The 23852-nt window shown below is 54.2% G+C and carries 22 protein-coding genes; all 22 read right to left on the minus strand.

Annotation, left to right across the window (positions count from 1 at the left end):
* Window positions 1-8: 8 nt before the first annotated feature.
* Window positions 9-1412 carry an ABC transporter ATP-binding protein gene (locus AB4O12_RS13425; RefSeq protein ID WP_353187532.1) on the minus strand — a complete coding sequence of 468 codons (1404 nt, stop codon included), beginning with the start codon at window positions 1410-1412 and terminating at the stop codon, window positions 9-11.
* A complete protein-coding gene (locus tag AB4O12_RS13430) occupies window positions 1409-2206 on the minus strand; it encodes an ABC transporter permease (protein ID WP_217878634.1) in 798 nt (265 codons plus the stop codon). The genes AB4O12_RS13425 and AB4O12_RS13430 overlap by 4 nt, the downstream gene beginning before the upstream one ends.
* The gene (locus AB4O12_RS13435; RefSeq protein ID WP_353187533.1) at window positions 2203-3426 is read right to left on the minus strand and encodes a glycosyltransferase; all 1224 of its coding nucleotides are present in this window, start codon (window positions 3424-3426) and stop codon (window positions 2203-2205) included. Before AB4O12_RS13435 ends, AB4O12_RS13430 begins: the two co-directional genes overlap by 4 nt.
* Window positions 3423-4637 (minus strand): glycosyltransferase family 4 protein, encoded by a 1215-nt coding sequence (locus AB4O12_RS13440; protein ID WP_136492970.1) that lies wholly within the window; start codon window positions 4635-4637, stop codon window positions 3423-3425. Before AB4O12_RS13440 ends, AB4O12_RS13435 begins: the two co-directional genes overlap by 4 nt.
* Entirely contained in the window at window positions 4634-5812 is a 1179-nt protein-coding gene (locus AB4O12_RS13445) for a methyltransferase domain-containing protein (RefSeq protein ID WP_353187534.1), read from the minus strand. The genes AB4O12_RS13440 and AB4O12_RS13445 overlap by 4 nt, the downstream gene beginning before the upstream one ends.
* 142 nt (window positions 5813-5954) lie before the next feature.
* A complete protein-coding gene (gene wecB, locus AB4O12_RS13450; protein ID WP_353187535.1) occupies window positions 5955-7076 on the minus strand; it encodes a non-hydrolyzing UDP-N-acetylglucosamine 2-epimerase in 1122 nt (373 codons plus the stop codon).
* The gene (locus AB4O12_RS13455) at window positions 7069-8079 is read right to left on the minus strand and encodes an SDR family NAD(P)-dependent oxidoreductase (RefSeq protein WP_136492967.1); all 1011 of its coding nucleotides are present in this window, start codon (window positions 8077-8079) and stop codon (window positions 7069-7071) included. The genes wecB and AB4O12_RS13455 overlap by 8 nt, the downstream gene beginning before the upstream one ends.
* A 16-nt stretch (window positions 8080-8095) precedes the next feature.
* Window positions 8096-8950: a dTDP-4-dehydrorhamnose reductase family protein gene (locus AB4O12_RS13460; RefSeq protein WP_353187536.1), complete on the minus strand. Its 855-nt coding sequence runs from the start codon at window positions 8948-8950 to the stop codon at window positions 8096-8098.
* Between the two features lie 508 nt (window positions 8951-9458).
* Complete coding sequence (locus AB4O12_RS13465) at window positions 9459-10469, minus strand: MraY family glycosyltransferase (protein WP_460062350.1); 1011 nt, start codon at window positions 10467-10469, stop codon at window positions 9459-9461.
* Window positions 10466-11485, minus strand: coding sequence for an NAD-dependent epimerase/dehydratase family protein (locus tag AB4O12_RS13470; RefSeq protein WP_353187538.1), 1020 nt, complete (start codon window positions 11483-11485; stop codon window positions 10466-10468). Before AB4O12_RS13470 ends, AB4O12_RS13465 begins: the two co-directional genes overlap by 4 nt.
* Window positions 11485-12405, minus strand: a complete 921-nt coding sequence (gene rfbA / locus AB4O12_RS13475; protein WP_353187539.1) for a glucose-1-phosphate thymidylyltransferase RfbA — start codon at window positions 12403-12405, stop codon at window positions 11485-11487. The genes AB4O12_RS13470 and rfbA overlap by 1 nt, the downstream gene beginning before the upstream one ends.
* Window positions 12402-13295: a dTDP-4-dehydrorhamnose reductase gene (rfbD, locus tag AB4O12_RS13480; RefSeq protein ID WP_353187540.1), complete on the minus strand. Its 894-nt coding sequence runs from the start codon at window positions 13293-13295 to the stop codon at window positions 12402-12404. Before rfbD ends, rfbA begins: the two co-directional genes overlap by 4 nt.
* Window positions 13292-14368, minus strand: coding sequence for a dTDP-glucose 4,6-dehydratase (gene rfbB, locus AB4O12_RS13485; RefSeq protein WP_353187541.1), 1077 nt, complete (start codon window positions 14366-14368; stop codon window positions 13292-13294). The genes rfbD and rfbB overlap by 4 nt, the downstream gene beginning before the upstream one ends.
* A 224-nt stretch (window positions 14369-14592) precedes the next feature.
* Window positions 14593-14832, minus strand: a complete 240-nt coding sequence (locus AB4O12_RS13490) for a LapA family protein (RefSeq protein ID WP_353187542.1) — start codon at window positions 14830-14832, stop codon at window positions 14593-14595.
* A 30-nt stretch (window positions 14833-14862) separates the two neighbouring features.
* The gene (ihfB, locus tag AB4O12_RS13495) at window positions 14863-15159 is read right to left on the minus strand and encodes an integration host factor subunit beta (RefSeq protein WP_007950920.1); all 297 of its coding nucleotides are present in this window, start codon (window positions 15157-15159) and stop codon (window positions 14863-14865) included.
* A 152-nt stretch (window positions 15160-15311) separates the two neighbouring features.
* Entirely contained in the window at window positions 15312-15590 is a 279-nt protein-coding gene (locus tag AB4O12_RS13500; protein WP_073472356.1) for a hypothetical protein, read from the minus strand.
* Between the two features lie 192 nt (window positions 15591-15782).
* On the minus strand, window positions 15783-17468 hold the full coding sequence (gene rpsA, locus AB4O12_RS13505) for a 30S ribosomal protein S1 (protein ID WP_016770920.1): 1686 nt from the start codon (window positions 17466-17468) through the stop codon (window positions 15783-15785).
* A gap of 119 nt (window positions 17469-17587) precedes the next feature.
* Window positions 17588-18277, minus strand: coding sequence for a (d)CMP kinase (cmk, locus tag AB4O12_RS13510; protein ID WP_056788351.1), 690 nt, complete (start codon window positions 18275-18277; stop codon window positions 17588-17590).
* Window positions 18274-20481 (minus strand): bifunctional prephenate dehydrogenase/3-phosphoshikimate 1-carboxyvinyltransferase, encoded by a 2208-nt coding sequence (locus AB4O12_RS13515; RefSeq protein ID WP_310217591.1) that lies wholly within the window; start codon window positions 20479-20481, stop codon window positions 18274-18276. The genes cmk and AB4O12_RS13515 overlap by 4 nt, the downstream gene beginning before the upstream one ends.
* 28 nt (window positions 20482-20509) lie before the next feature.
* Window positions 20510-21622, minus strand: coding sequence for a histidinol-phosphate transaminase (gene hisC, locus AB4O12_RS13520; protein WP_310217594.1), 1113 nt, complete (start codon window positions 21620-21622; stop codon window positions 20510-20512).
* 13 nt (window positions 21623-21635) lie between these two features.
* Complete coding sequence (gene pheA, locus AB4O12_RS13525; protein ID WP_016770924.1) at window positions 21636-22730, minus strand: prephenate dehydratase; 1095 nt, start codon at window positions 22728-22730, stop codon at window positions 21636-21638.
* A complete protein-coding gene (gene serC / locus AB4O12_RS13530; RefSeq protein ID WP_095182242.1) occupies window positions 22730-23815 on the minus strand; it encodes a 3-phosphoserine/phosphohydroxythreonine transaminase in 1086 nt (361 codons plus the stop codon). The genes pheA and serC overlap by 1 nt, the downstream gene beginning before the upstream one ends.
* Window positions 23816-23852 lie beyond the last annotated feature (37 nt).

The raw sequence follows: 23852 nt of genomic DNA on the forward strand, positions 1-23852 counted from the left end.
GGTATGAATCAAGCCTTGGTGGTAAGGATAATTTTATCCAGCGGCGCGCCGACGATTACGCCGTCGATACTGGTAGCGACCACTTTGAAAAGTACAGCGTCGTGCATCCAGTGCAATTGCACGTGTTCATGCAAAGTGCCGTTGGCAACAGCCGCTACGATTGAATAATCGCCGACAGCCAATATCGGCAATTTGAAATGAAAGGCTGCATCGACTCGTTTGCCGGCAGTAACTCTGACCGCCGTATTTTTGTAGGAATGATAAGTGTTTCCACCGATCAGTGGCTGACCCAGTCGATCCTTGATGATAAAGCCGATGATTGGCATATCAACATCGTGGTTAGCCCTGGCGGAAACTTTTACCACTACTTCATCGCCGCCTTCACAAACAGTCAATGGTCGTCCATTGGCGTTGGTGAAACTGACGTTGAGAATTTCTGCCCCACCCGTGCCAAATGTAGAGGACTGGGGGTTGAAGCCAAAACCTTCGATCTCCTGAGCTCCCTTGGAAATCGAACCGTCATCCTGCATGACGATGCGTTGCTCGATGATTTCGGCGTCAGGCTCCTCATCGACCATCTCATCTGCTTCTTCCGCGTCCTGTTCAATAGCAGCCGCCTCGACCGCAGCCGCAGCACCGTCCGCACCGGTGTGCCGCATATACAGTTGGGCGAAATATTTTTCGCATACATCTTTTGCACTGCCTGCGTCGCGGACAACGCCACCTTCCAGCCAGATTGCGTGATCACAAAAAGCCGTGACTGCAGCAAGGTCGTGGCTAACGAAGAGGATCGTCCCCCTCTCCTGGAACTGACGAAGGAAACGCATGCACTTCTGTGCGAAGAACGCATCGCCCACCGACAAGGCTTCATCGATAATCAGAATATCCGCATCAACATGCGCAATGACCGAAAACGCCAAGCGCGCCTGCATACCACTGGAATATGCCTTGACCGGCTGATCAATGAAATCGCCAAGTTCCGAGAAATCTACAATTTTCTGAAACCGCTCTTCAATGCAGGTTTTTTTCAATTCAAACAGGCTGGCGTACAAATATATGTTTTCGCGACCACTGAACTCCGGATTGAAGCCCGAACCAAGCTCCAGCACCGCCGCGACCTTACCGTTGATCTTTACTGACCCGCTTGTAGGCGTCAGAGTGCCTGTCAACAACTGCAGGAGGGTACTTTTCCCCGCACCGTTGCGACCAATCACGCCGACTGACTGCCCTTTCAAAACTTCAAAACTGACATTCTTGAGAGCCAGAAAATCTCTATAGTAATTTCGCTTCCAGCCGAGAAAAATCTGTTTCAACCGATCATGAGGCGCATCGTAAATGTGATAAGCCTTTTCCAGACCGACGACTTCGATGACTGGCTGCGGCTTCGCTTCTGTTGTCATATCCATACTCATAAAACGTCCGCAAAGCCGTGTCTTACCGACCTGAAAAACCGAAGGCCAAGCCAGCACACGAACAAACTTACGCAGGAATAAATCAGCAACCCCTGAAAATCAGGAATTGAACCATTGATCATCACCATCCTTGCTTGTTCGACGATGAACGACAGCGGATTGAGCATAATCAAATGACTGGCCCATTGCGGCAATTTGTCAAGCGGATACAAAACCGGAGAGAAAAACATCAATGCCTGAGTAATCACGATCGTCAGCTGTGCAATATCCCTTAGAAAAACGCCTAACGCGCTAAGAAACCATGTGAGACCCAAGAGGCAAAGCACCAGAGGAGCGATCACTAACGGCAGGAAGACGATCGTCCATTTCATTTCACCGTTGACGAACAGCGCGATGGCGGCCCACGCAACAACGCTCAGACACAGTTGGAACGCCGCCGAGCCAATCGGTACCCAAACAAGAAGCTCAACCGGGAAAACCACTTTTTTTACGAAATTGGGATTCGTGGTTATCAAGTTTGGCGCACGGTTGACGCATTCGGCAAAGAACTGGAAAACGATGAGACCGGGGAACAACATCAATGCAAAGCCGGTTATGCCTTCTACGCCGGGCCAGCGCGAAGGCAGGAAATAACCGAACACGACCGCGTACATTGCCAGCGTCAGCAATGGAGTGATCAGAGGCCAGAGGACGCCCAAAAGCGCCCCTTTGAATCGCATATCAACATCACGCTTGATCAGTTGTTTGATCAGATCGAAATGCCTGACATGAGCAATGATAATAGATTGACTCAACTGGAAAGCCCCAATGATGCCTTAGTGTGTGTCCCCAAGAACGCCAGAAACGACTCTTTCATTCGCTCCAGAGTAAAGTCCTTCAGGAAGCACGCGTGGCCGTTGCCAGCGAAACGGCCATACGCCTCGGTGTCTTTCACTGCCTTCTCCAACTGACTGACGATCGCTGCAGTGTCCAGCGATTCGCAGAGAAAGCCAGCTTCATTGTCCTTGATATACTTCGCCGGCGATGCGTAACCAGGCGCATGACAGAAAACCGGGCGTCCCGAGGCAAAGTAAGTAACCAGTTTCGATGGAAAACTGTTACTGGATTCTTCGTGATATTCACCAGAAAACCAGTAAGGCATGTAGAGAAGATCGGATTCGGACAACAGCCGAATCGTATCGTCCTGACTCTGCCAGCCCAGATACTCGAAGTTTGAAGGGCTCTGTGTGAACACTTTAAAAGCGCCGCCCATCACACGCACGCGAATGCGTTTGCCCGCAATTTTCCAGTTGCATGAATTCAACGCGTGTTGCAGGCACTCCCATTCGGTTTGAGCATAGAACTGTCCCGCCATCGCAATAATGAACTCATCACCATCATGCATATTCGTCGCAGGTGGCAACGCCAGCTCACGTGGTAGCCCGGCAATCACCGGGGCGTTAGTCACCCGGTACTTGTTCGTATAGTTCTCCGACATTGCCCACGATGCGGTAGCACATGAAGCGCTGCTCTTGATGACCTGGTCGAACTCTTTAAGCAAGCGACGACGGGTAAATCCATCAATCAGATTCGCCTGCAACCACCATCCGAACGGGTCCCATACCTGAGTCAACAGGGGCACATTCAGTGCACCGGTGACCTGACGAGCCAAGCGCACCATCGTCTGGCCTTGCAGCACGACCCAAACTGCATCCACCTTCTGCTCTGTCGCAAACTTGACGATCTGAGGCAGCAGTTCACGCTGAACACGATTGGCCTGTACTAGCTCAAATGGAAATGCCGATAGAACCCCGGCTTTTCTAGGTAGAACGCGCACTGCCGCTTCTCTTGGTTTTTTCAAAAGAAGTTTCGGAACTGCGTCCAGATCTGCGGGAATTTCCGGATTCAGCGCCGGATTAACAACAGCACAGATCGCAATCTGATCCTTGGGCAAAAAGCCGACCAACCGATCCAGCACCAAACCTGCCGTGAAATTTCGGCAGGGTGGGATATCTGTCAAAAGCATTACTTTCATTTAGCAGCAACCGTTTTATATATCTCCGCCAGTCGCTGTGCGTACAAGTCATCGCCATAGTGTTTTTCGGCAATCTCTCGTCCTTTGCGACCGCGTTCTTCACGTTCGGCCGGATTATCGATCAGGTTTTGCAACGCCCGATACAGCCCTTCACCATCGTACATCGGCACCGAGACGCCCACTTCGGGAGCGAAAGTGACCTCTGGCAAAGACGTTCCCTCGAAAACGATCACCGGCTTGCCGCAAGCGAGTGCCTCGATCGCCATCACACCAAATGCCTCTACAATCGAAGGCATCAGGAAGATATCGGAAGCAACAAATGCATCGCGAGCAAGTTCCTCATCGTTGGTCCAACCGAGTTCAACGAGTTGAAAACGGTCAGCAAACTGCTCAACCAGTCCTTTGCTGTTGAGCGTCAGCAAACATACCGGCTGCTTGGCACTGATCTTCTCAAGTGCCTGAATGATGTAGGGCAAGCCCTTGAATTGATTGTCAACAGCTCGGAAACAAATGACCAACGCGTCGTCAGGAATACCGAAACGTTTGCGAGCATCCGGCGACGCGTCTGGATTGAAGAAATCAAGGTCCAGGCCAAACGGTACCTGGTGGATATCCACATCCTCGAATAGAGGAGAAGCCTCGACCATATCGCGCATCCACTTAGACGCCACGATCACATCAAACTTCGATTTGTTGTAAGCACGCTTTTTGTATTTGAACAAAAATCGGGTGGTATCCATTAACAATGGAAAGTGAATATCCAGATCTGGGCATTTGCCGCAGCCAGTCATCCAGCGTTTGCATTCGAATGGATATACACAATGTCCAGTCATGGCCCACGGGTCATGTAGCGTCCACACTGTGGGCTTTCTTCGGGTAATCTCGGGCAAGTCTGACAGGCTCATGTAGCCCGAGTGAATAATATGCAAATGCAGGACATCCGCTTCTTCGAAGGCGGGCATCTTCATCATTTCGCGGGCATGCGGATACAACACGGACTGCATCGAAGTCAGCCGCTCAACGCGATTGATAATTCGGTTGATCTTTCTGGTGTTTTTCCCTTCGAATGTCAGGACCTCGGGGTTTTGCGTATCTTTTTCCCAAATGAGGTGACGGGACTCGACATCATATTTTTTCAGAAGCGGCGTAATGGAAAGACCATTGAATCGACGACCTGGAGACTCGTAGCCATTTACTTGCAAGACTTTCATTTAAACAGAGCTCGGATTGAGCGGCTTATTCTTCCGCATAAATTATTATTAATCTCCTTATCCAAGGCGTTGAGTAGCTCTTCGCGTTTGGACAATTCAGCATCTCTGCTTGCCAGCAGCGATTCACGAGCAACTAATTCGGACTCTTTTGCAGAGAACTCACTAAACTTAGCCTCGAATTCGCTAGCTCTACCGTCCAGCTCGTGCGCATAGGCGTCGAGAGCTGCCGCTCTCGAGTCGAATTCGGAACGCGAAAAAGCAAAACCATCAAGCCTGGCAAATTCGTCAGCAAACGCCTTGATGCGCTCGTTGTGCTTGCGCGTTTCCAGAAGCATCGCCTCGGATTTCTCATGCGCAGCCTTGCTCAGAATAACTTCCCGACTTTCAGTTGCACCCAACTCGATGAACAGTTCCGTAGTACGCTGGCAAGCAGCCAAACCGCACTTCAAATAGCTGGTATTTATATCACGACCAACTACTTTTTCACTGAGCAGTGGGAAATTATCATGAAGCCAATCGAGATGCGCAACCCGACTCGCAATGATGTCGTTTGAATAAACATCATTAAAATGATTTGCGACTTTATTTATATTTTTTATTGCATAGAAACCGCCATATGGAGGATCTATATCCTGACCAAGGTAGTCCTGCAAATGCAAGTGCTTGCAGCCAATGATGTCCCAACCAGGAAACTCTTCCGGGTACCAGCCTGACTTGTGGTCCTGCCACTCTCCACCATGAAGATTCCAGCCGTCGACGGCTCCGGCGTGGACCTCCTGCGGCATGAATCCAAGCGGAGTAAAAATAATCACCTGCTGACGCGCAACTCGTTCACATTCCAATAGAACCTGAGCGCCGACTTCCTTCTCCATATGCTCAATCACGTCGATTAGAAAAATCGAGTCGATTGAACGATCTGGCATCCCGGCCAACGCTTGTATCGCATCAAGAGGGATAATGACCGAACTCGAATCCTTAAGATTTTCTTTCAGCAATTCCACATATTCAGGATGCGGCTCTACGCAGATCAACTGTTCAGGCGTTATATATTGCTGAGGCCGGATACCACAGCCAATGTCCAACACAGTGGACACAGGTCTGATGAAACTGGCGGCCTTGCTGTGTAGCTCTTCGCGGTCGCACCAGACAACGCCTTCATCGATAATCGTATTCACGTAACTTTACCTTTTAGCATCAACAAGCGTGAAATGGAAAACCGCTTGTCTGATTAATCGAAACCATTTTTGACTTGAACATTACGCTCATTCAAAAATAGCGCATTCAGGTATGTGAATATACATACCGAATGCGCACATTTTATTTCGACCAAACAACGCGATTGATAAAATCAACGTAACTCAAAACGATTCGAAGTACTTTCTGTGATACTAGACCACCTTCGTAGTCTGGTACTACGGGGCGCACACTATCGGCCTGGTCCTGAGTCGTAACGATACGCACGGCATCCAGAACTCGCTCAGACTTCAATCCGCTCATGATCAGGGTACCTTGATCCATGCCTTCCGGACGCTCATGTGCGTTGCGGATAGTCACGGCGGTCAGCCCCAACAAAGACGCTTCTTCGGTAATTGTTCCACTGTCTGACAAAATGCAGAACGCTTCTTTCTGCAATTTGATGTAATCAAAGAATCCGAAGGGTTTCAGGAACTGAATTCGCGAATCCAGACCGTCAAGTCCCAACGCTTCAAGGCGCTGACGGGTGCGCGGGTGTGTTGAAACTATCACCGGCATATCGTAAGTTTTAACGAGCGCCTGTAATGTATCAAGCAAATCCTGCAAGTTGCTCGGCGTATCGACGTTTTCTTCCCGGTGAGTACTCACAACGAAGAATGACTTGGACTTCAGCTCAAGTTTTTCGAGGATTTCGGAGCCGTCGATTCTTGGCATGAAATGCTCAAGCACTTCCTGCATGTGAGAACCGGACTTGATGATCCGATCAGGCGGGATGCCTTCATCAAGCAAATAACGTCGCGCATGCTCGGTCAACACGAGGTTTATATCGCTGAGATGATCAAGAACTTTACGATTAAGCTCTTCTGGTACGCGTTGATCGAAGCAACGATTACCCGCTTCCATGTGAAAAACAGGAATTTTCCGACGCTTTGCAGCTATAACTGCGAGACAAGAGTTGGTGTCCCCATAAAGCATTAACGCGTCAGGTTTTTCTGCCTCCATGACCTCATCAGCTTTCTCGATGACCCGAGCGATGGTTTGCGCGGCATTGCTGCCGACAGCGCCGAGGAAATAATCCGGCTTGCGAATATCCAGATCATCGAAGAATACCTGGTTCAACTCGTAATCGAAATTTTGCCCGGTGTGGACCAGAATGTGCTGAGTATGCGTGTCAAATTCCGCTATCACGCGAGACATCTTGATCAACTCAGGACGAGTTCCGACGATGGTCATGACCTTAAGCATTGAGTTGCTCCTGAATATAGGAAAGTTTCAGCAGCAACTTTTTTACACCTTCTACATCAAGGCGTTCGGTATTATGAGACGTGTAGTCTTCGAAACTGGAAATTTCAGTTTCGCCCTCAACAACGAATTTAGCGTAATTCAGATCACGATTATCCGCAGGTACACGATAGTACTGCCCCATGTCCTCTGCCTTCGCCAATTCTTCGCGAGCGACCAAGGACTCGAACAATTTTTCGCCGTGACGAGTACCAATCACGCGAATTTCATTGTCCTTCTGGAACAATTCCTTCAAAGCCTGGGCCAGCACTTCGATAGTCGAAGCCGGAGCCTTCTGAATGAAAATATCACCTTGATTGCCGTGTTCAAAAGCGTGCAATACCAGATCAACCGAATCTTCCAGAGACATCAGGAAACGTGTCATCGTTGGATCGGTGATGGTAATAGACTTACCTTCACGCAACTGTTCGATGAACAATGGAATAACCGAACCGCGAGAAGCCATGACGTTGCCATAGCGGGTAGCACAGAAGACCGTCTCGCCTTCCGTCTGCATTCGCGCTTTGGCAACCATCAACTTCTCCATCATTGCCTTGGAGATGCCCATGGCGTTGATGGGATAGACCGCCTTGTCTGTGCTGAGTACGATTACACGACCGACGTGGTTCTCAATCGCTGCCTGCATGACGTTATCAGCGCCCAGGACGTTCGTACGAACAGCCTCCATTGGGTAAAACTCACACGATGGAACCTGTTTCAATGCTGCGGCGTGAAATACATAGTCAACGCCCTTCATAGCATTGCGTATGCTGTCGTAATCGCGGACATCACCGATATAAAACTTGAGCTTCGGATTGTTAAGCGCGATCCGCATATCTTCCTGTTTCTTTTCATCACGACTGAAAATACGAATTTCTTTGACGTCGGTTTTCAAAAAACGATTAAGAACAGCATTTCCGAAGGAGCCTGTACCGCCAGTGATCATTAGTACTTTGTTATCAAACATTGTCTAAACCTTGCGCTTAATTGAAGTCATGCATATTTTTGATCAACACAGACCACTCCGGGGCAACATAACCCGTCGCCTCAGCAAAACGATCTGCATTTAACGAACGATCAATTGTCAGCCTATCGGAAGGGACAATCTCCGTATCTTTTCCATAAGTGCTCGCCACAAGCTTTAGCAACTCGTACTTATTTATAGGTTTAGCGGCTACATGATACAGGCCGTGCAGATGAGGGCGTGGCAATACGTATTCATTGATGACACGCGCCAATTCCATTGTCGGCAAGCCTGAGAAGATAGCTCCAGTGAAGCCATCGACTTTACCGCTCTGCGCCAGAAACCAGCCAACAAGACTGCGGTGTCCCGACAATTCACGTCCGATAATGGACGTGCGTAAAGTTATTGCGTGAGGGTAATCGACCTCCCCCAACAACTTGGTACGGCCATAAAGATCGTACGCGTCAGGAAAATCGGACTCCCGATAGCCTCCAGTCTTGCCAGAGAATACGCAATCGGTACTTACATGAACCAGGCGGGCTCCACCGGCTTTGCACAGTGCCGCAAGACGGTGCGGCAGCAAAGTATTGATCGGCACGGCCATCAGTGGGTCGTTCGCGTCGGAAAGCTGCTTGACCAATCCTACGCAGTTGACCACCACGTCCGGACGGACGGCTCCGAAAGCCTTGATAAGGGAGTCCTGACTTTCAACATCTACACCCAGCAGGATGTTCTCCGCCAACGCTGGTGAAAAAAACTTTCGGGCGCCTTCGCTCCGAGCAGTACCAAAAACCCTCAAATCGGGGTTTGCGGACAATACTCGGTAGGCTGCATTACCCAGCATTCCGGAAACACCCAACACCAAAACTTTCATTACTCTACTCCTCACTTCCCGAACCGGAACGTGTTTAGGTTCGATTCCTGCTCACCAGTGGACGTCTAGATGCGCGGCTTCGATGAAGGGCGTATCGCGAATCTCTACTCAATGCGAGGCAGGGCTCCTTAGCTTGAATCCGATGGCAAAGCAGATCAGAAAAGCGACCTCAGGCCGCAATATTCAAATCCGCAGTGCGCACACAATTCCAGCTGGAACCCGCTGTTCATCCATGTAGCCAGGAAATGCGGTTTTGACTTCGATACCTCCCAATGGGGGTACAGGCATCCAACGCACATAGACCTATCGACAGAGTGGCTGCCGGGCTTTTACAAGGAGAAAACAACTTGACTACCAGCCTTATGCCACCACCCTATAAAAACCAACGAAGTTTACCATACAATTTTGACCGACTGAGAGGACGACAACCGCCATCCTGCCAGGATTCAAAGGCGTGATACAAATTACCTGTGCGAAGAACTCCAACGTCGACTTGACAGTCAGATTTTCACAGGAACTCCGGTTTTCCAGCGTTATACCTGATCGCAAGAAAGAGCAACGGAACATAGGCGAGCACAAGGCCGGAAAGACCATCCAGCCCTCCCTTACCCACCCACAAAGCCAAAGGCGTCAGCCAAACGATGTTGATCAGGACGACCGATAGCGTCACTTTCTTGTGACTGGAATGTTGACGGGACGCGTATTGGTAGGCGTGACTGCGATGCGCCTCATAGATTTTTTCACCACGTATCAACCGACGCAGCATAGTGTAGGTCGCATCCACGACGAAAACCCCCATCAATATGAGCCAGCTCCACAACAGCTGAGGCTCAATCGACGCAGCCTGAAGTGCCATGCTTGCCAAAATTATCCCCAAAAAGCCGCTACCTGCATCGCCCATGAATATCTTTGCCGGGGGAAAATTCCATATAAGGAACCCCGCGCACGCGCTGGCAAGCAGCAAAGGCGTCCATACTTGCTGAGGGTGACCACACCAGTAATACAAAACTGCACCAACTACGGTGACACAGATTGCTACCGCACCTGCTATGCCATCAATACCATCCATGAAATTGTAAAGATTCAATACCCAGACTAAGTAAACAGCGGCCAGGATCGCACCGTACCACTCCAGATCAAGATCAAACCCAAACACATTCAGACGTGGCAGCCCCCCAAAACAGACGAGCAACCAGCTGGCTGCGGCAAAGTGGCCTAACAAACGCCAACGCGCGGCGATATGACCGTGATCGTCGGCAAATCCGATCAAGGCAACAATCAGTCCCGCACCAAAAAGTCCAGCGAACTGATCCAAAGGCAAGATCCCGACCGCAGCGACCGCCGCCAAAGCGGCCAGGAACGACACCACTATGGCCACTCCTCCACCGCGAGGGGTTGGAACAGTGTGAGAACTGCGGGCGTTAGGCATATCAATTAGCTGGCGATGCAGCGCATATCGCCGCAACACGAATGTCATCAGGAGTGATGCCAGAAACACCCCAACAAAGAGGGCACTCATTTCTGTCTCGCTCCCAAGTAATGTCCTGCCACATGATCAAGCGCTTGACGGCTTGTAACGAGCGGCTCCCACTCCAGTAAATCGCGCGTGCGACTGATATCGACTTGAAGCGACCCGCACAACCTTTTGGCAAGCGCACGCTTACCCATCAGCCCCAAGCCTGCGATCACCAAACGCTCCGGAACCGGAACAAGGACCGAGCGCACAGCAAGTGATCTGGCCACGCTCTCAAGCAACTGAGTGGTAGACAAATCTTCACCATCACTGACCAGAAAAGTGTTGCCCGGTGCCGCTGGGTGATCAATGCAGCGAATTATCAGACCCACCAGATTATCCATGGCCACAATACTGCGCCGATTGTTGATTGCGCCAAAAGGCAATGGAATACCTGAATGTACCCATCTAACCATTCGCAAAAAGTTTGCCTTCACTCCGGGCCCATATACCAAGGGTGGACGAATTATGACGACCTCAAGGCCAGTCCGCTGAGCCAGCTCGCGAAGTCCACACTCAGCCTCCCACTTTGAAATGCCATAAGCATCCGCTGGAGCTGGAGCGTCAAGCGCTGTGAAGGGCCTATCTAACCGGGTTTCTTCTCCGTTGACCTTTATGGAACTGATGAATATAAATCGCCTGACACCCGCTCGCGCCGCTGATTCAGCAAGTTTCAATGCCGCATGGCTATTAGCCTGCCGATACTGCTCCAAATCGTCAGTTCCCGAGGCTTTCATGTCATGAACCCTGGCAGCAGCGTGAACAATTGTATCGATGCCGCGCAACGTCTCTAATGGAACCTCCAGACCCAGATCATAATGAATCCGCTCACCTGATGCAGGGTCAGGGGAAAGGGAACGACCGGCGCCTACTGGAGAAAATTTTTCGGAAGCCAGCAATTTCGCGACTAGAGCGCCTCCAACAAATCCGCTTGCACCTGTCACAAGAACCCGCGACGCGCTCATATCATCCGCTCGATCATATTCTTCTGGTTTCCAATTATTCTGATAATGCGCCTTCATCAGATCAATGCCGACGGCGATCCGCTGCTCGGGTCTTGCGCCGATGCCAAAAGTTTATGCAAATATTGCCCGTAGCCCGTCTTGCCGAGACTATGCGCCTGAGTACGCAGCTCTTCGGTAGTTATCCATCCGTTAACGTAAGCAATCTCTTCCAGACAAGCCACTTTAAGTCCTTGGCGCTGCTCTATGGTATGAACGAAATGACTGGCTTCCAATAACGCGTTATGAGTACCCGTATCCAGCCAGGCAAATCCACGGCCCAGCATTTCAACCTTCAATGTATTTTTTTCAAGATACGCACGATTGATATCGGTAATTTCAAGCTCGCCCCGCGCCGAAGGCTTGATGCTCTTGGCAATCTCGACAACTTGATTATCGTAAAAATATAATCCAGTGATCGCATAACTGGATTTTGGCTGACTCGGCTTCTCTTCTATACTTAGCACCCTGCCGGCAGAGTTGAATTCGACCACACCGAAACGCTCGGGGTCTGAAACGTGATAGCCAAAAACCGTGGCACCAGAACTTTGATTTGCCGCGGATATCAATTTTTCAGAAAAGTGCTGCCCGTAAAAGATGTTGTCTCCCAATATGAGGCAGCAGGGACTATCCCCGATGAACTCTTCACCAATGATGAACGCCTGGGCCAACCCGTCGGGGCTTGGTTGCTCAGCAAAGGTCAATGAGATGCCGTAGCGGCTACCGTCTCCCAGTAACTTTCGAAAACTGGGAAGATCCTCTGGTGTGGAAATAACCAGAATCTCGCGTATGCCTGCCAGCATCAAAACCGATAAAGGATAAAAAATCATCGGCTTGTCGTAGATCGGCAGCATCTGCTTGGAGACGCCCAACGTCAGCGGGTGCAGTCGGGTGCCCGAACCACCGGCGAGGATGATGCCTTTACGATTTATCGTGGTCATTTGTTCAGAACTTCCCTAAGCATTCGGGTCACACCACTTCGCCAATCCGGCAAGTGTAGAGAAAAATGGTCGCGCAGCTTCTGAGTATTCAAACGTGAGTTCAGAGGGCGACGTGCAGGTGTCGGATATGCAGTCGTTTCGATAGGACTGACCGTTTTCACAGCCAATTCCTCACCTTGGGCTTTTGCAAAGTCGATTACAAGACTGGCATATCCATGCCAGGACACTTCGCCAGCAGCGGCCAAGTGGTAAAGACCGGCCAACTCTGGACTCTTTATAACTTGCTGGATAGCCAGTACCGTAACGTCAGCAATCAGATCAGCCCCGGTCGGCGCTCCGATCTGATCTGCAATCACGCTCAACGTTTCGCGGTCTTTGGCCAAGCGCAGCATGGTCTTCGCGAAGTTGTTGCCGCGAGCACCATATACCCAGCTGGTACGAAAGATCAGATTCTTGCAACCCGACGCGATAATTGCCTGTTCGCCGGCTAGCTTGCTGGAGCCGTAATAGTTCACCGGCGCAACAGCGTCTGTTTCCTGCCATGGCGTGACGCCTTGGCCACTGAAAACGTAATCCGTCGAATAGTGAACCAGCCATGCGCCCGACGCGGCGGCTTCTTCCGCCATAACGCCACTCGCGAGTCCATTCACGCGATCCGCCAAATCGGTTTCCGACTCAGCCTTGTCGACCGCGGTATAAGCGGCGGCGTTAACAATAACGTCAGGCTTGACCTGAAGAATCGTTGCGCGCAGGGATTCGAGATTGGCCAGATCGCCACTGAGCCCATTAACGGGATGTCGATCAAGAGCAACCAGCTCACCCAACGGTGCAAGTGAGCGCTGCAGCTCCCAGCCCACCTGACCGTTCTTGCCCAGCAGAAGAATTCTCATGCTTTGTTCGAACGATCCGTGTAGTTCTGATCAATCCACTGCTGGTAGCTACCGCTCTTCACGTGCTCTACCCACTCGGTGTTATTCAGATACCACTCTACAGTCTTGCGAATACCAGTCTCGAAAGTCTCTTCCGGAGTCCAGCCCAGTTCACGCTGGATCTTGCTCGCGTCGATCGCATAACGCACGTCGTGACCAGGGCGATCCTGAACATAAGTAATCAGGTTGGCATGCGGGCGGTGGGCCGAATCCGGACGTAATTCATCAAGCAATGCACACAGGGTCCGAACTACTTCAATGTTTTGTTTTTCGTTATGGCCACCGATGTTGTAGGTCTCTCCGATTACGCCCTCGGTGACGACTTTGTATAGCGCGCGCGCATGATCTTCGACATATAACCAGTCACGAACCTGGTTACCTTTGCCGTAGACCGGCAGTGGCTTGCCTTCGAGTGCGTTGAGAATGATCAGCGGGATCAGTTTCTCAGGGAAGTGGCACGGGCCGTAGTTGTTCGAGCAGTTGGTAACCAGTGTCGGCAGGCCGTAAGTGCGGGCCCAGGCACGGACCAGGTGGTCGGAGCTGGCCTTGCTTGCCGAATAAGGCGAGCTTGGCTGGTAAGGGGTGGTTTCGGTGAAGAGGTCTTCCGGGCCTTCGAGGTCTCCGTAAACTTCGTCAGTCGAGATGTGGTGGAAGCGGAAATTGGCTCTGCGGGTGTCATCCAGAGCAGCCCAGTAATGGCGCGCAGCTTCTAGGAGCGTGTAAGTGCCAATGATGTTGGTCTGGATGAACTCGGACGGGCCGGAGATCGAGCGGTCAACGTGGGATTCTGCCGCCAGGTGCATGATCGCATCAGGTTGGTGTTCACGCAGGACGCGGTCGATCTGATCACGATCACAGATATCGACACGCTCGAAGGTGTAACGCGAATTCTGGCTGACTTCTGCCAGGGACTCCAGGTTGCCGGCGTAAGTCAACTTATCGACGTTGACGACCGCATCGGCAGTGTTGGAGATGATGTGACGGATGACTGCCGAGCCGATAAAGCCGGCGCCGCCGGTAACTAGAACTTTCACGCGAAGCGATACCCTTGAGCTGCGGACAGCGCTGCCAGCGAGCGCGGTCTAATCCATGAATGCAGAAGCCACTATCAGTTGGCATCCGTCAGAGTCAGTCTGAATCGACGCGCATGAAGGCACGATCGAACAAGGGATGCATTTTTTCAGCTTAATGATGGTTTTACTAATGGATAAAGACAGGCTGAGGCGCAATTTCGACAGATGCCGTGCGCCTGTCGTTTTCACACCACTCGCTTGCGTGCAGCTCTGGACGAGCGCCCCAGAAACCAGCCCAACACAGGACCAATCAACATACCAATCAGCAACGCCAACACCGCAACAACCGACACCGGCAACTGCGGGCCGGTAAAACCCAGAAACAAAAGCGAAACCGATTGCTGGTTCTCCAGCACGAATCCCAGCACAACCAGAACCATCAGCAGAAGAAAAACGCCAAGCAGTATGCGTTTCAGGTTACGCATTCATGCCCCCTTGAATTTGAATAGCGAAGATCAAGCGCCCTCCTCCTCTTCTTCGTTCACGCGATCACGTAATTCCTTGCCCGGCTTGAAGTGCGGAACGAATTTACCGTCCAGACTTACCGACTGGCCGGTTTTGGGATTGCGGCCGACGCGCGGCGCGCGGTAGTGCAGGGAGAAGCTGCCGAAACCACGGATCTCGATACGATCACCGGTGGCGAGGCACTGAGACATTTGTTCAAGCATGGTCTTGATGGCCAGCTCCACATCCTTGGATGAGAGTAGCCCTTGATGGGTGACAATTCGTTCGATCAACTCCGACTTCGTCATATTTTTCCCTTCTTTTTCAAGCAGCTAGATCAGCGCTTGAAAGGTTTTAGCATGCCCGGAAGAATTTGAACAGCCCAGGGATTGACATATATCTCCCGCGGTCAAAACGCCCATTTTCAGGGCATTTCCTAGCGAGTCGGATCGCTGCTCACTTAACGACACATCACCAGCATGGTCCGGGTTACAAAGCCTGCGGGATTGAAGCCAAACGGGTATTCATCTTCATCTTTCGCATCATCAGAGCGGGTGATGACCTTGTAGCCCTTACCTTTGCACTCCTTCGCTGCACGCTTCTGGCACTTTTCCCAACCGGAACCCAACCCGGAGCAATCGACCTCGATACCACTGACGCCGCGCACCGCATGGGTTTTCGCGCTGGTGGTGCAACCTGCCAGCGCCAGGACCACCGCAACAACAAATAACTTGTTCATCCACTTCCTTATGCCAGGCAAGCCTGACGACTAATACTCAAGATCAAGCTTAGTCGCGAATAGGCGATTGATCCGATTAAAGAAACAGACCCACAGGCGAAGCCATTGGTTTCATGCACGGACGTACAAGAGCCAAATCGCAGGCACAAAAAAGGGCGACCGAAGTCGCCCTTTTTAATGATCAAGCAGAACTTAGTTCTGTTTGGCCATTGCTTGACGCAGCAGTGCCGCCATAGTGGTGTCAGCTGCTTCGCCTTCCGGAGCTGCTTTCAGGCTCTGGATGGCTTCTTTCTCTTCAGCGTCGTCTTTCGACTTGATCGAGAGCTGGATTACGCGGCTCTTGCGATCAACGCTGATGATCTTGGCTTCAACTTCCTGGCCTTCTTTCAGAACGTTGCGCGCGTCTTCAACGCGGTCACGGCTGATTTCGGAGGCTTTCAGGGTAGCTTCGATGTCGTCGGCCAGAACGATGATGGCGCCTTTGGCGTCAACTTCTTTCACGGTACCGGTCACGATAGCGCCCTTGTCGTTAACCGAGACGTACTCGGAGAACGGATCGCTTTCCAGTTGCTTGATGCCCAGGGAGATGCGCTCGCGCTCTGGGTCAACCGACAGGATGACGGTGTCCAGCTCGTCGCCCTTCTTGAAACGACGTACGGCTTCTTCGCCCACTTCGTTCCAGGAGATGTCGGACAGGTGAACCAGACCGTCGATGCCGCCGTCCAGACCAATGAAGATACCGAAATCGGTGATCGACTTGATGGTGCCGGAGATCTTGTCGCCCTTGTTGAACTGGCCAGAGAAGTCTTCCCATGGGTTCGACTTGCACTGCTTGATGCCCAGGGAGATACGACGACGCTCTTCGTCGATGTCCAGAACCATGACTTCCACTTCGTCGCCGACTTGTACGACTTTCGAAGGGTGGATGTTCTTGTTGGTCCAGTCCATTTCCGAAACGTGTACCAGACCTTCAACGCCTTCTTCCAGCTCAGCGAAGCAGCCGTAGTCGGTCAGGTTGGTTACACGAGCGGTAACGCGAGTGCCTTCTGGGTAACGGGCTTTGATAGCAACCCATGGATCTTCGCCCAGTTGCTTCAGGCCCAGGGAAACACGGTTGCGTTCGCGATCGTATTTCAGAACCTTGACGTCGATTTCGTCACCAACGTTGACGATCTCGGAAGGATGCTTGATGCGCTTCCAGGCCATGTCGGTGATGTGCAGCAGGCCGTCCACGCCACCCAGATCGACGAATGCGCCGTAATCGGTGAGGTTTTTGACGATACCTTTGACTTGCTGGCCTTCCTGCAGGGATTCCAGCAGAGCTTCACGCTCGGCGGAGTTCTCGGCTTCGAGGACGCTGCGACGGGAAACGACAACGTTGTTGCGCTTCTGGTCCAGCTTGATGACCTTGAATTCCAGCTCTTTGCCTTCCAGATGCGTGGTGTCGCGCACTGGACGGACGTCAACCAGGGAACCTGGCAGGAACGCACGGATGCCGTTAACGTCGACAGTGAAGCCGCCTTTAACCTTACCGTTGATAACGCCCTTGACCACTTCCTCGGCTGCGAAGGCTGCTTCCAGAACGATCCAGCATTCAGCGCGCTTGGCTTTTTCACGGGACAGCTTGGTTTCGCCAAAGCCGTCTTCAACCGAATCCAGAGCAACGTGAACTTCATCACCAACGTTGATGTTCAGTTCGCCAGCATCGTTGTAGAACTGCTCAAGCGGGATGAGTGCTTCAGACTTCAGACCAGCGTGAACGGTTACCCAGCGAGCCTGGTAATCGATATCAACGATAACACCGGTGATGATGGAGCCTGCCTGAAGGTTCAGGGTTTTCAGGCTTTCTTCAAAGAGTTCCGCAAAGCTTTCGCTCATTTTAATTCCTGTAGATGAGGGCGAAGTAAACGCCCATCTCCACACCCCAGACGGTGTGGGTTAGTTTCATTTAAAAGAAGCACCGCAGGACTATGACTGGTCCCCTGCGGCCTTCTTGGTCACCCGGCGATATCGCGAATGGCGATCTCGCTCATGATGCGTTCAAGCACCTGATCGATGGAAAGCTCCGTTGAATCCAGCTGAATCGCGTCGGCCGCCGGCTTGAGCGGGGCTACTGCGCGCTGGGTGTCACGCTCATCGCGTGCACGGATCTCATCTAGCAGACTCGACAGACTAACACCCTCGACTTTGCCCTTCAACTGCAAATATCGACGGCGCGCCCGCTCCTCGGCACTGGCGGTGAGGAAAATCTTCAGCGGTGCACCCGGAAATACCACCGTGCCCATGTCGCGACCGTCCGCCACCAGACCCGGCGCTTCCTGAAACGCACGCTGGCGCTGCAGCAGCGCCTCGCGTACGGCGGGCAGCGCAGCCACTTGCGAGGCCCCGGAACCGACGCTTTCGGTGCGAATGACATCGCTGACTTCGTCGCCTTCGAGAATGATCCGCTGCAGCTGACCTTCGGTCGCGGCGATGAACTGCACATCCAGATGAGCGGCCAATGTCTTCAGCAGCTCTTCATTGGTCAGGTCGACGCCATGGTTATGCGCAGCAAACGCGAGCAAGCGATAAAGCGCACCGGAATCCAGCAGGTTCCAGCCCAGACGCTTGGCCAGAATCCCGGCGACCGTGCCTTTGCCGGAGCCGCTTGGCCCATCGATGGTGATGACCGGTGCAATGTTTTTCACGACTGAGCCTCTTGTGCCACACGAATGCCGACTTGCCCGCACAGCGCGAGGAAGTTGGGGAACGAGGTCGCGACGTTGGCGCAATCATGGATGCGGATCGGTGCGGTAGCGCGCAACGAGGCAACGCTGAAGGCCATGGCGATACGGTGGTCGCCGTGACCGTGCACTTCACCGCCGCCGATCTGGCCGCCGTCGATGATGATGCCGTCCGGGGTCGGTTCGCACTTGACGCCCAGCGCCAGCAAGCCGTCCGCCATGACCTGAATCCGGTCGGATTCCTTGACTCGCAGCTCTTCGGCGCCGGTCAGCACGGTCCGCCCTTCGGCGCATGCAGCAGCGATGAACAGGACCGGGAATTCGTCGATGGCCAGCGGCACCAGTTCCTCCGGAATCTCGATACCTTTGAGTTTAGCTGCCCGCACGCGCAAGTCAGCCACTGGCTCGCCGCCCACTTCACGCTGGTTTTCCAGAGTGATATCGGCACCCATCAGACGCAGGATATCGATCACACCAGTACGGGTCGGGTTGATGCCGACGTGCTCGAGCACCAGCTCGGAGCCCTCGGCGATTGAGGCTGCGACCAGGAAGAACGCCGACGACGAGATATCGCCCGGCACTTCGATGTGAGTCGCGGTGAGCTTGCCGCCGGACTCGACCGAAGCCGTGGCGCCGTCGACGCTGACCGGGTAGCCGAAGCCACGCAGCATGCGTTCGGTGTGATCGCGGGTCGGTGCTGGCTCGGTCACCGTGGTCTTGCCTTCAGCATAGAGACCGGCAAGCAGCAGGCAGGATTTCACCTGAGCACTGGCCATCGGCATGGTGTAGGTCAGGCCCTTGAGCTTATGGCCACCGCGAATGGTCATCGGTGGACGACCTTCGGCAGCGGTTTCGATCACGGCGCCCATTTCTCGCAAAGGATTAGCCACGCGATTCATCGGACGCTTGGACAGCGAAGCGTCGCCGGTCAAGGTGCTGTCGAAGTTCTGCGCCGCCAGCAGGCCAGAGAGCAGACGCATCGAGGTGCCAGAGTTGCCCAGATAGATTGGGCCCGGCGCAGGTTTCAGGCCGTGCAGGCCGACACCGTGGATGGTAACGCGGCCGTGGTGCGGGCCTTCGATGACCACGCCCATGTCGCGAAACGCCTGCAAGGTCGCCAGGGCGTCTTCGCCCTCAAGGAAGCCTTCGACTTCGGTGACGCCTTCGGCCAGCGAGCCGAGCATGATCGAACGGTGGGAAATCGATTTGTCGCCCGGTACGCGAATCCGACCGGACAGGCGGCCACCAGGTTGAGCCAGGAAGATCAGATCGTTGGAATTCATAGCGTCCACATAGGCCCTGCGGGCCAGGATTTTACTGAAATGCTCGCGGGCAACCCGGGCGCGCGTGAAAACGCCCAACAATTGGTGCCCATCCCCTGCATCGACCGCGTCGCGCAAGGCGTCGAGGTCGCTGCGAAATGTATCGAGTGTGCGCAGGACAGCCTCGCGGTTGGCGAGGAAGATGTCGTGCCACATCACCGGGTCGCTTCCGGCGATTCTTGTGAAATCGCGAAAACCACCGGCAGCGTAACGGAAGATCTCCAGATTTTCATTGCGCTTGGCCAACGAATCGACCAGACCGAAAGCCAGCAGGTGCGGCAGATGACTGGTCGCGGCAAGCACTTCGTCGTGCCGCTCGACCTGCATGTGCTCGACATCGGCGCCCAGCTCGCGCCAGAGCCGATCGACCAGCGCCAGTGCGGCAGGATCGGTCCGCTCGAGCGGCGTCAGGATTACCTTGTGCCGGCGGAACAGCTCGGCATTCGAGGCTTCCACCCCGCTCTGCTCGGAACCGGCAATCGGGTGCCCCGGGACGAAGCGCGCCGGCATGCCGCCGAACGCCTCGGTCGCCGCGCGCACCACGTTGCCTTTGGCGCTGCCGACATCCGTAAGAATCGCCTGCCCCAGATCCATGACAGCCAGACGCGCGAGCAGCTTTTCCATGGCCAGAATCGGCACCGCCAGCTGAATCACATCGGCACCGACGCAAGCCGCCGCCAAATCGTCTTCGCAGCGATCAACCACACCCAATTCGACCGCGAGCTTGCGCGATTGCGGGTCGAGATCAACACCGACCACCTCACGGCACAGGCCGCTTTCACGCAAACCCTTGGCAAACGAACCACCGATCAACCCCAGACCGACCACCACAAGGCGACCGATCATAGGTGCAACAGGTTGCAGCGCAGTGACATCAACCACGAGCCAGAACCTTGCGCAGCGCCTCGAGGAAACGGCTGTTTTCCGCCGGCAGACCGATGGTCACCCGCAGGTGGTCCGGCATGCCGTAATTGGCCACCGGACGCACGATCACGCCTTCGCGCAGCAAGCCCTGGAAAATCGGCGCCGCGACCTGGCCGAGATCGACACAGATGAAGTTGCCTTTGGACTCGATCCAGCTCAGTCCCAGCTCACGGAAACCCGCCTGCAACTGCTGCATGCCGGCTTCGTTGAGCTGACGGCTTTGCGCCAGATATTCCTCGTCTTTCAGCGCCGCACACGCCGCCGCCAAGGCGAGGCTGTTGACATTGAACGGCTGGCGAACGCGGTTCAGCACGTCTGCCACCACAGGCGTCGACAAGCCATAACCGACGCGCAGCGCGGCCAGACCATAGGCCTTGGAGAAGGTGCGCGACACCAGCAGGTTCGGGTACGCCGCGAGGAAGTCGAGACCGTCCGGCAAATCGCTGCCTTCGGCGTACTCGATGTAAGCCTCGTCGAGGACTACCAGCACATGCTCGGGAACGTCCTGCAGGAATTCGTCCAGCGCTTCGGCGCCGAACCAGGTACCGGTCGGGTTGTTCGGGTTGGCGATGAACACCACGCGGGTGTTGGCATCGATGGCCGCAAGCATCGCCGGCAGGTCATGGCCCCAGTCTTTGGCTGGAACGACTTTGGCCTGCGCACCGACAGCTTGGGTAGCAATCGGATACACAGCGAATGCATGTTCGCTGAATACCGCGTTCAGGCCCGGCGCCAGATAGGCACGGGCGACCAGCTCAAGAATGTCGTTGGAGCCGTTGCCCAGCGTGACCTGATTCAGCTCGACACGGCACTGCTCGGCAAGCAGAGACTTCAGGGCGAAACCATTGCCGTCCGGGTAGCGGGTCAGCTCGGCCAGCTCTTCGCGGATCGCCGCCAATGCCTTCGGGCTGGCGCCCAATGGGTTTTCGTTGCTCGCCAGTTTGACGATTTTTGCCGGATCCAGATCCAGCTCGCGCGCCAGTTCGTCCACAGGCTTGCCCGGAACGTACGGCGAAAGTTGTTGCACGCCCGGCTGTGCCAGAGCGAGGAAGTTGCCACTCATTTGCTACCGCCCCTTAGAGAACTGCTTTCGGGTAGGAACCCAGCACTTTGAGTGCTACTGCTTCCTGACTGATCTTTTCCAGCACACCTTTGATCAACGGATCGCGGTGGTGGCCGACGAAGTCGATGAAGAACACGTAGGTCCATTTGCCGCTGCGCGACGGACGGGTTTCGATGCGGGTCAGGTCGATGCCATTGTCGTGGAACGGCACCAGCAGCTCATGGAGCGCGCCGGGCTTGTTGCTCATCGACACGATGATCGAGGTCTTGTCGTCGCCGGTCGGCGGCACTTCCTGATTACCGATCATCAGGAAGCGCGTCGAATTGTCCGGACGGTCTTCGATCTTCTCGGCCAGACGGGTCAGGCCATACAGACCGGCCGCCATGTCGCCGGCAATCGCCGCCGAGTTCCACTCACCCTTGACCCGTTTGGCCGCTTCGGCGTTGCTCGATACCGCGACGCGTTCGACATTCGGGTAATGCGCATCCAGCCACTTGCGGCACTGAGCCAGCGACTGCGCGTGGGAGTAGATGCGGCTGATACTGTCGGTCTTGGTATTTTCGCCGACCAGCAGATGATGGTGGATGCGCAGCTCGACTTCGCCACAGATCACCATGTCGTGCTCGAGGAAGCTGTCCAGCGTGTGATTGACCGCGCCTTCGGTGGAGTTTTCCACCGGCACCACGCCGAAATTCACCGCACCGGCGGCGACTTCACGGAACACTTCGTCGATCGCCGCCATCGGCTTGCTGATCACCGCGTGGCCGAAGTGTTTCATCGCTGCCGCTTGGGTGAACGTACCTTCAGGGCCGAGATACGCCACTTTCAGCGGCTGCTCCAGCGCCAGGCACGACGACATGATTTCGCGGAACAGCCGCGCCATTTCTTCGTTGCCCAGTGGCCCCTGGTTGCGCTCCATCACGCGCTTGAGCACCTGAGCTTCGCGCTCGGGACGATAGAACACCGGCACTTCGCCTTCGGCCAGCGAGGCCATCTTCACGCGGGCGACTTCCTGGGCGCAACGCGCACGCTCACTGATCAGCTCGAGGACTTTGGTGTCCAGAGCGTCGATGCGAACGCGCAGTGCCTTGAGTTCTTGCTCGGACATCAGCCGTGTTCCTTCTCGAATTCCGCCATGTACGCCACCAGCGCGTTGACCGCAGTGATGTCGACGGCGTTGTAGATGGAGGCGCGCATGCCGCCCACCGAACGGTGACCCTTGAGGTTGAGCAGACCGCGCTCGTCGGCACCGGCAAGGAATGGCTTGTCCAGACGATCATCAGCCAGACGGAACGGTACGTTCATCCACGAGCGATCCGACTTGTTGATCGGGTTGCTGTAGAGGCCACTGGCGTCGATGAAGTCGTACAGGGTGCGCTGCTTGACGTCGTTGAGCCTGGCGATCGCTTCGACGCCGCCCTGCTCTTTCAGCCATTGGAACACCAGACCGGACAGGTACCAGGCCAGCGTCGGCGGGGTGTTGTACATCGAGCCGTTATCGGCCGCGACCTTGTAGTTGAGCATGGTCGGGCACAGCGAGCGGGCCTTGCCGAGCAAGTCTTCGCGGATGATGTTGACGACGATGCCGCTCGGGCCGATGTTTTTCTGCGCGCCGGCGTAGATCATGCCGAAACGCGAAATATCGACCGGGCGCGAGAGGATGTCCGAAGACATGTCCGCCACCAGCGGTACGTCACCGGTTTGCGGGATCCACTGAAATTCCAGACCACCGATGGTTTCGTTCGGCGCGTAGTGAACGTACGCGGCGTCTTTCGACAGGTTCCACTCGTTCTGGGCTGGGATGGCGAAATAGTCGTAAGGCTTGGCAGTGGCAGCAACGTTGACGTGGCCATAGCGCGAGGCTTCTTCGATGGCTTTCTGCGACCAGATACCGGTGTCGATGTAGTCGGCCGAGCCGCCTTCAGGCAACAGGTTCAACGGGATCTGCGCAAACTGCTGGCTGGCGCCGCCTTGCAGAAACAGCACTTTGTAGTTCGACGGGATATTCAGCAGGTCACGCAGATCCTGCTCGGCCTGGGTGGCAATGGACACGAACTCATCGCTGCGATGGCTCATTTCCATGACCGACAGACCCTTGCCGTGCCAATCAAGGAGTTCACCCTGGGCGCGCTGCAGGACAGCTTCAGGCAGCGCCGCCGGACCGGCGCAGAAGTTATAGGCTCGCTTGCTCACATCCAATCTCGCTCTGATTTGGTGGTATCACGCAATA

The sequence above is a fragment of the Pseudomonas sp. S2_A05 genome, from assembly GCF_054668485.1.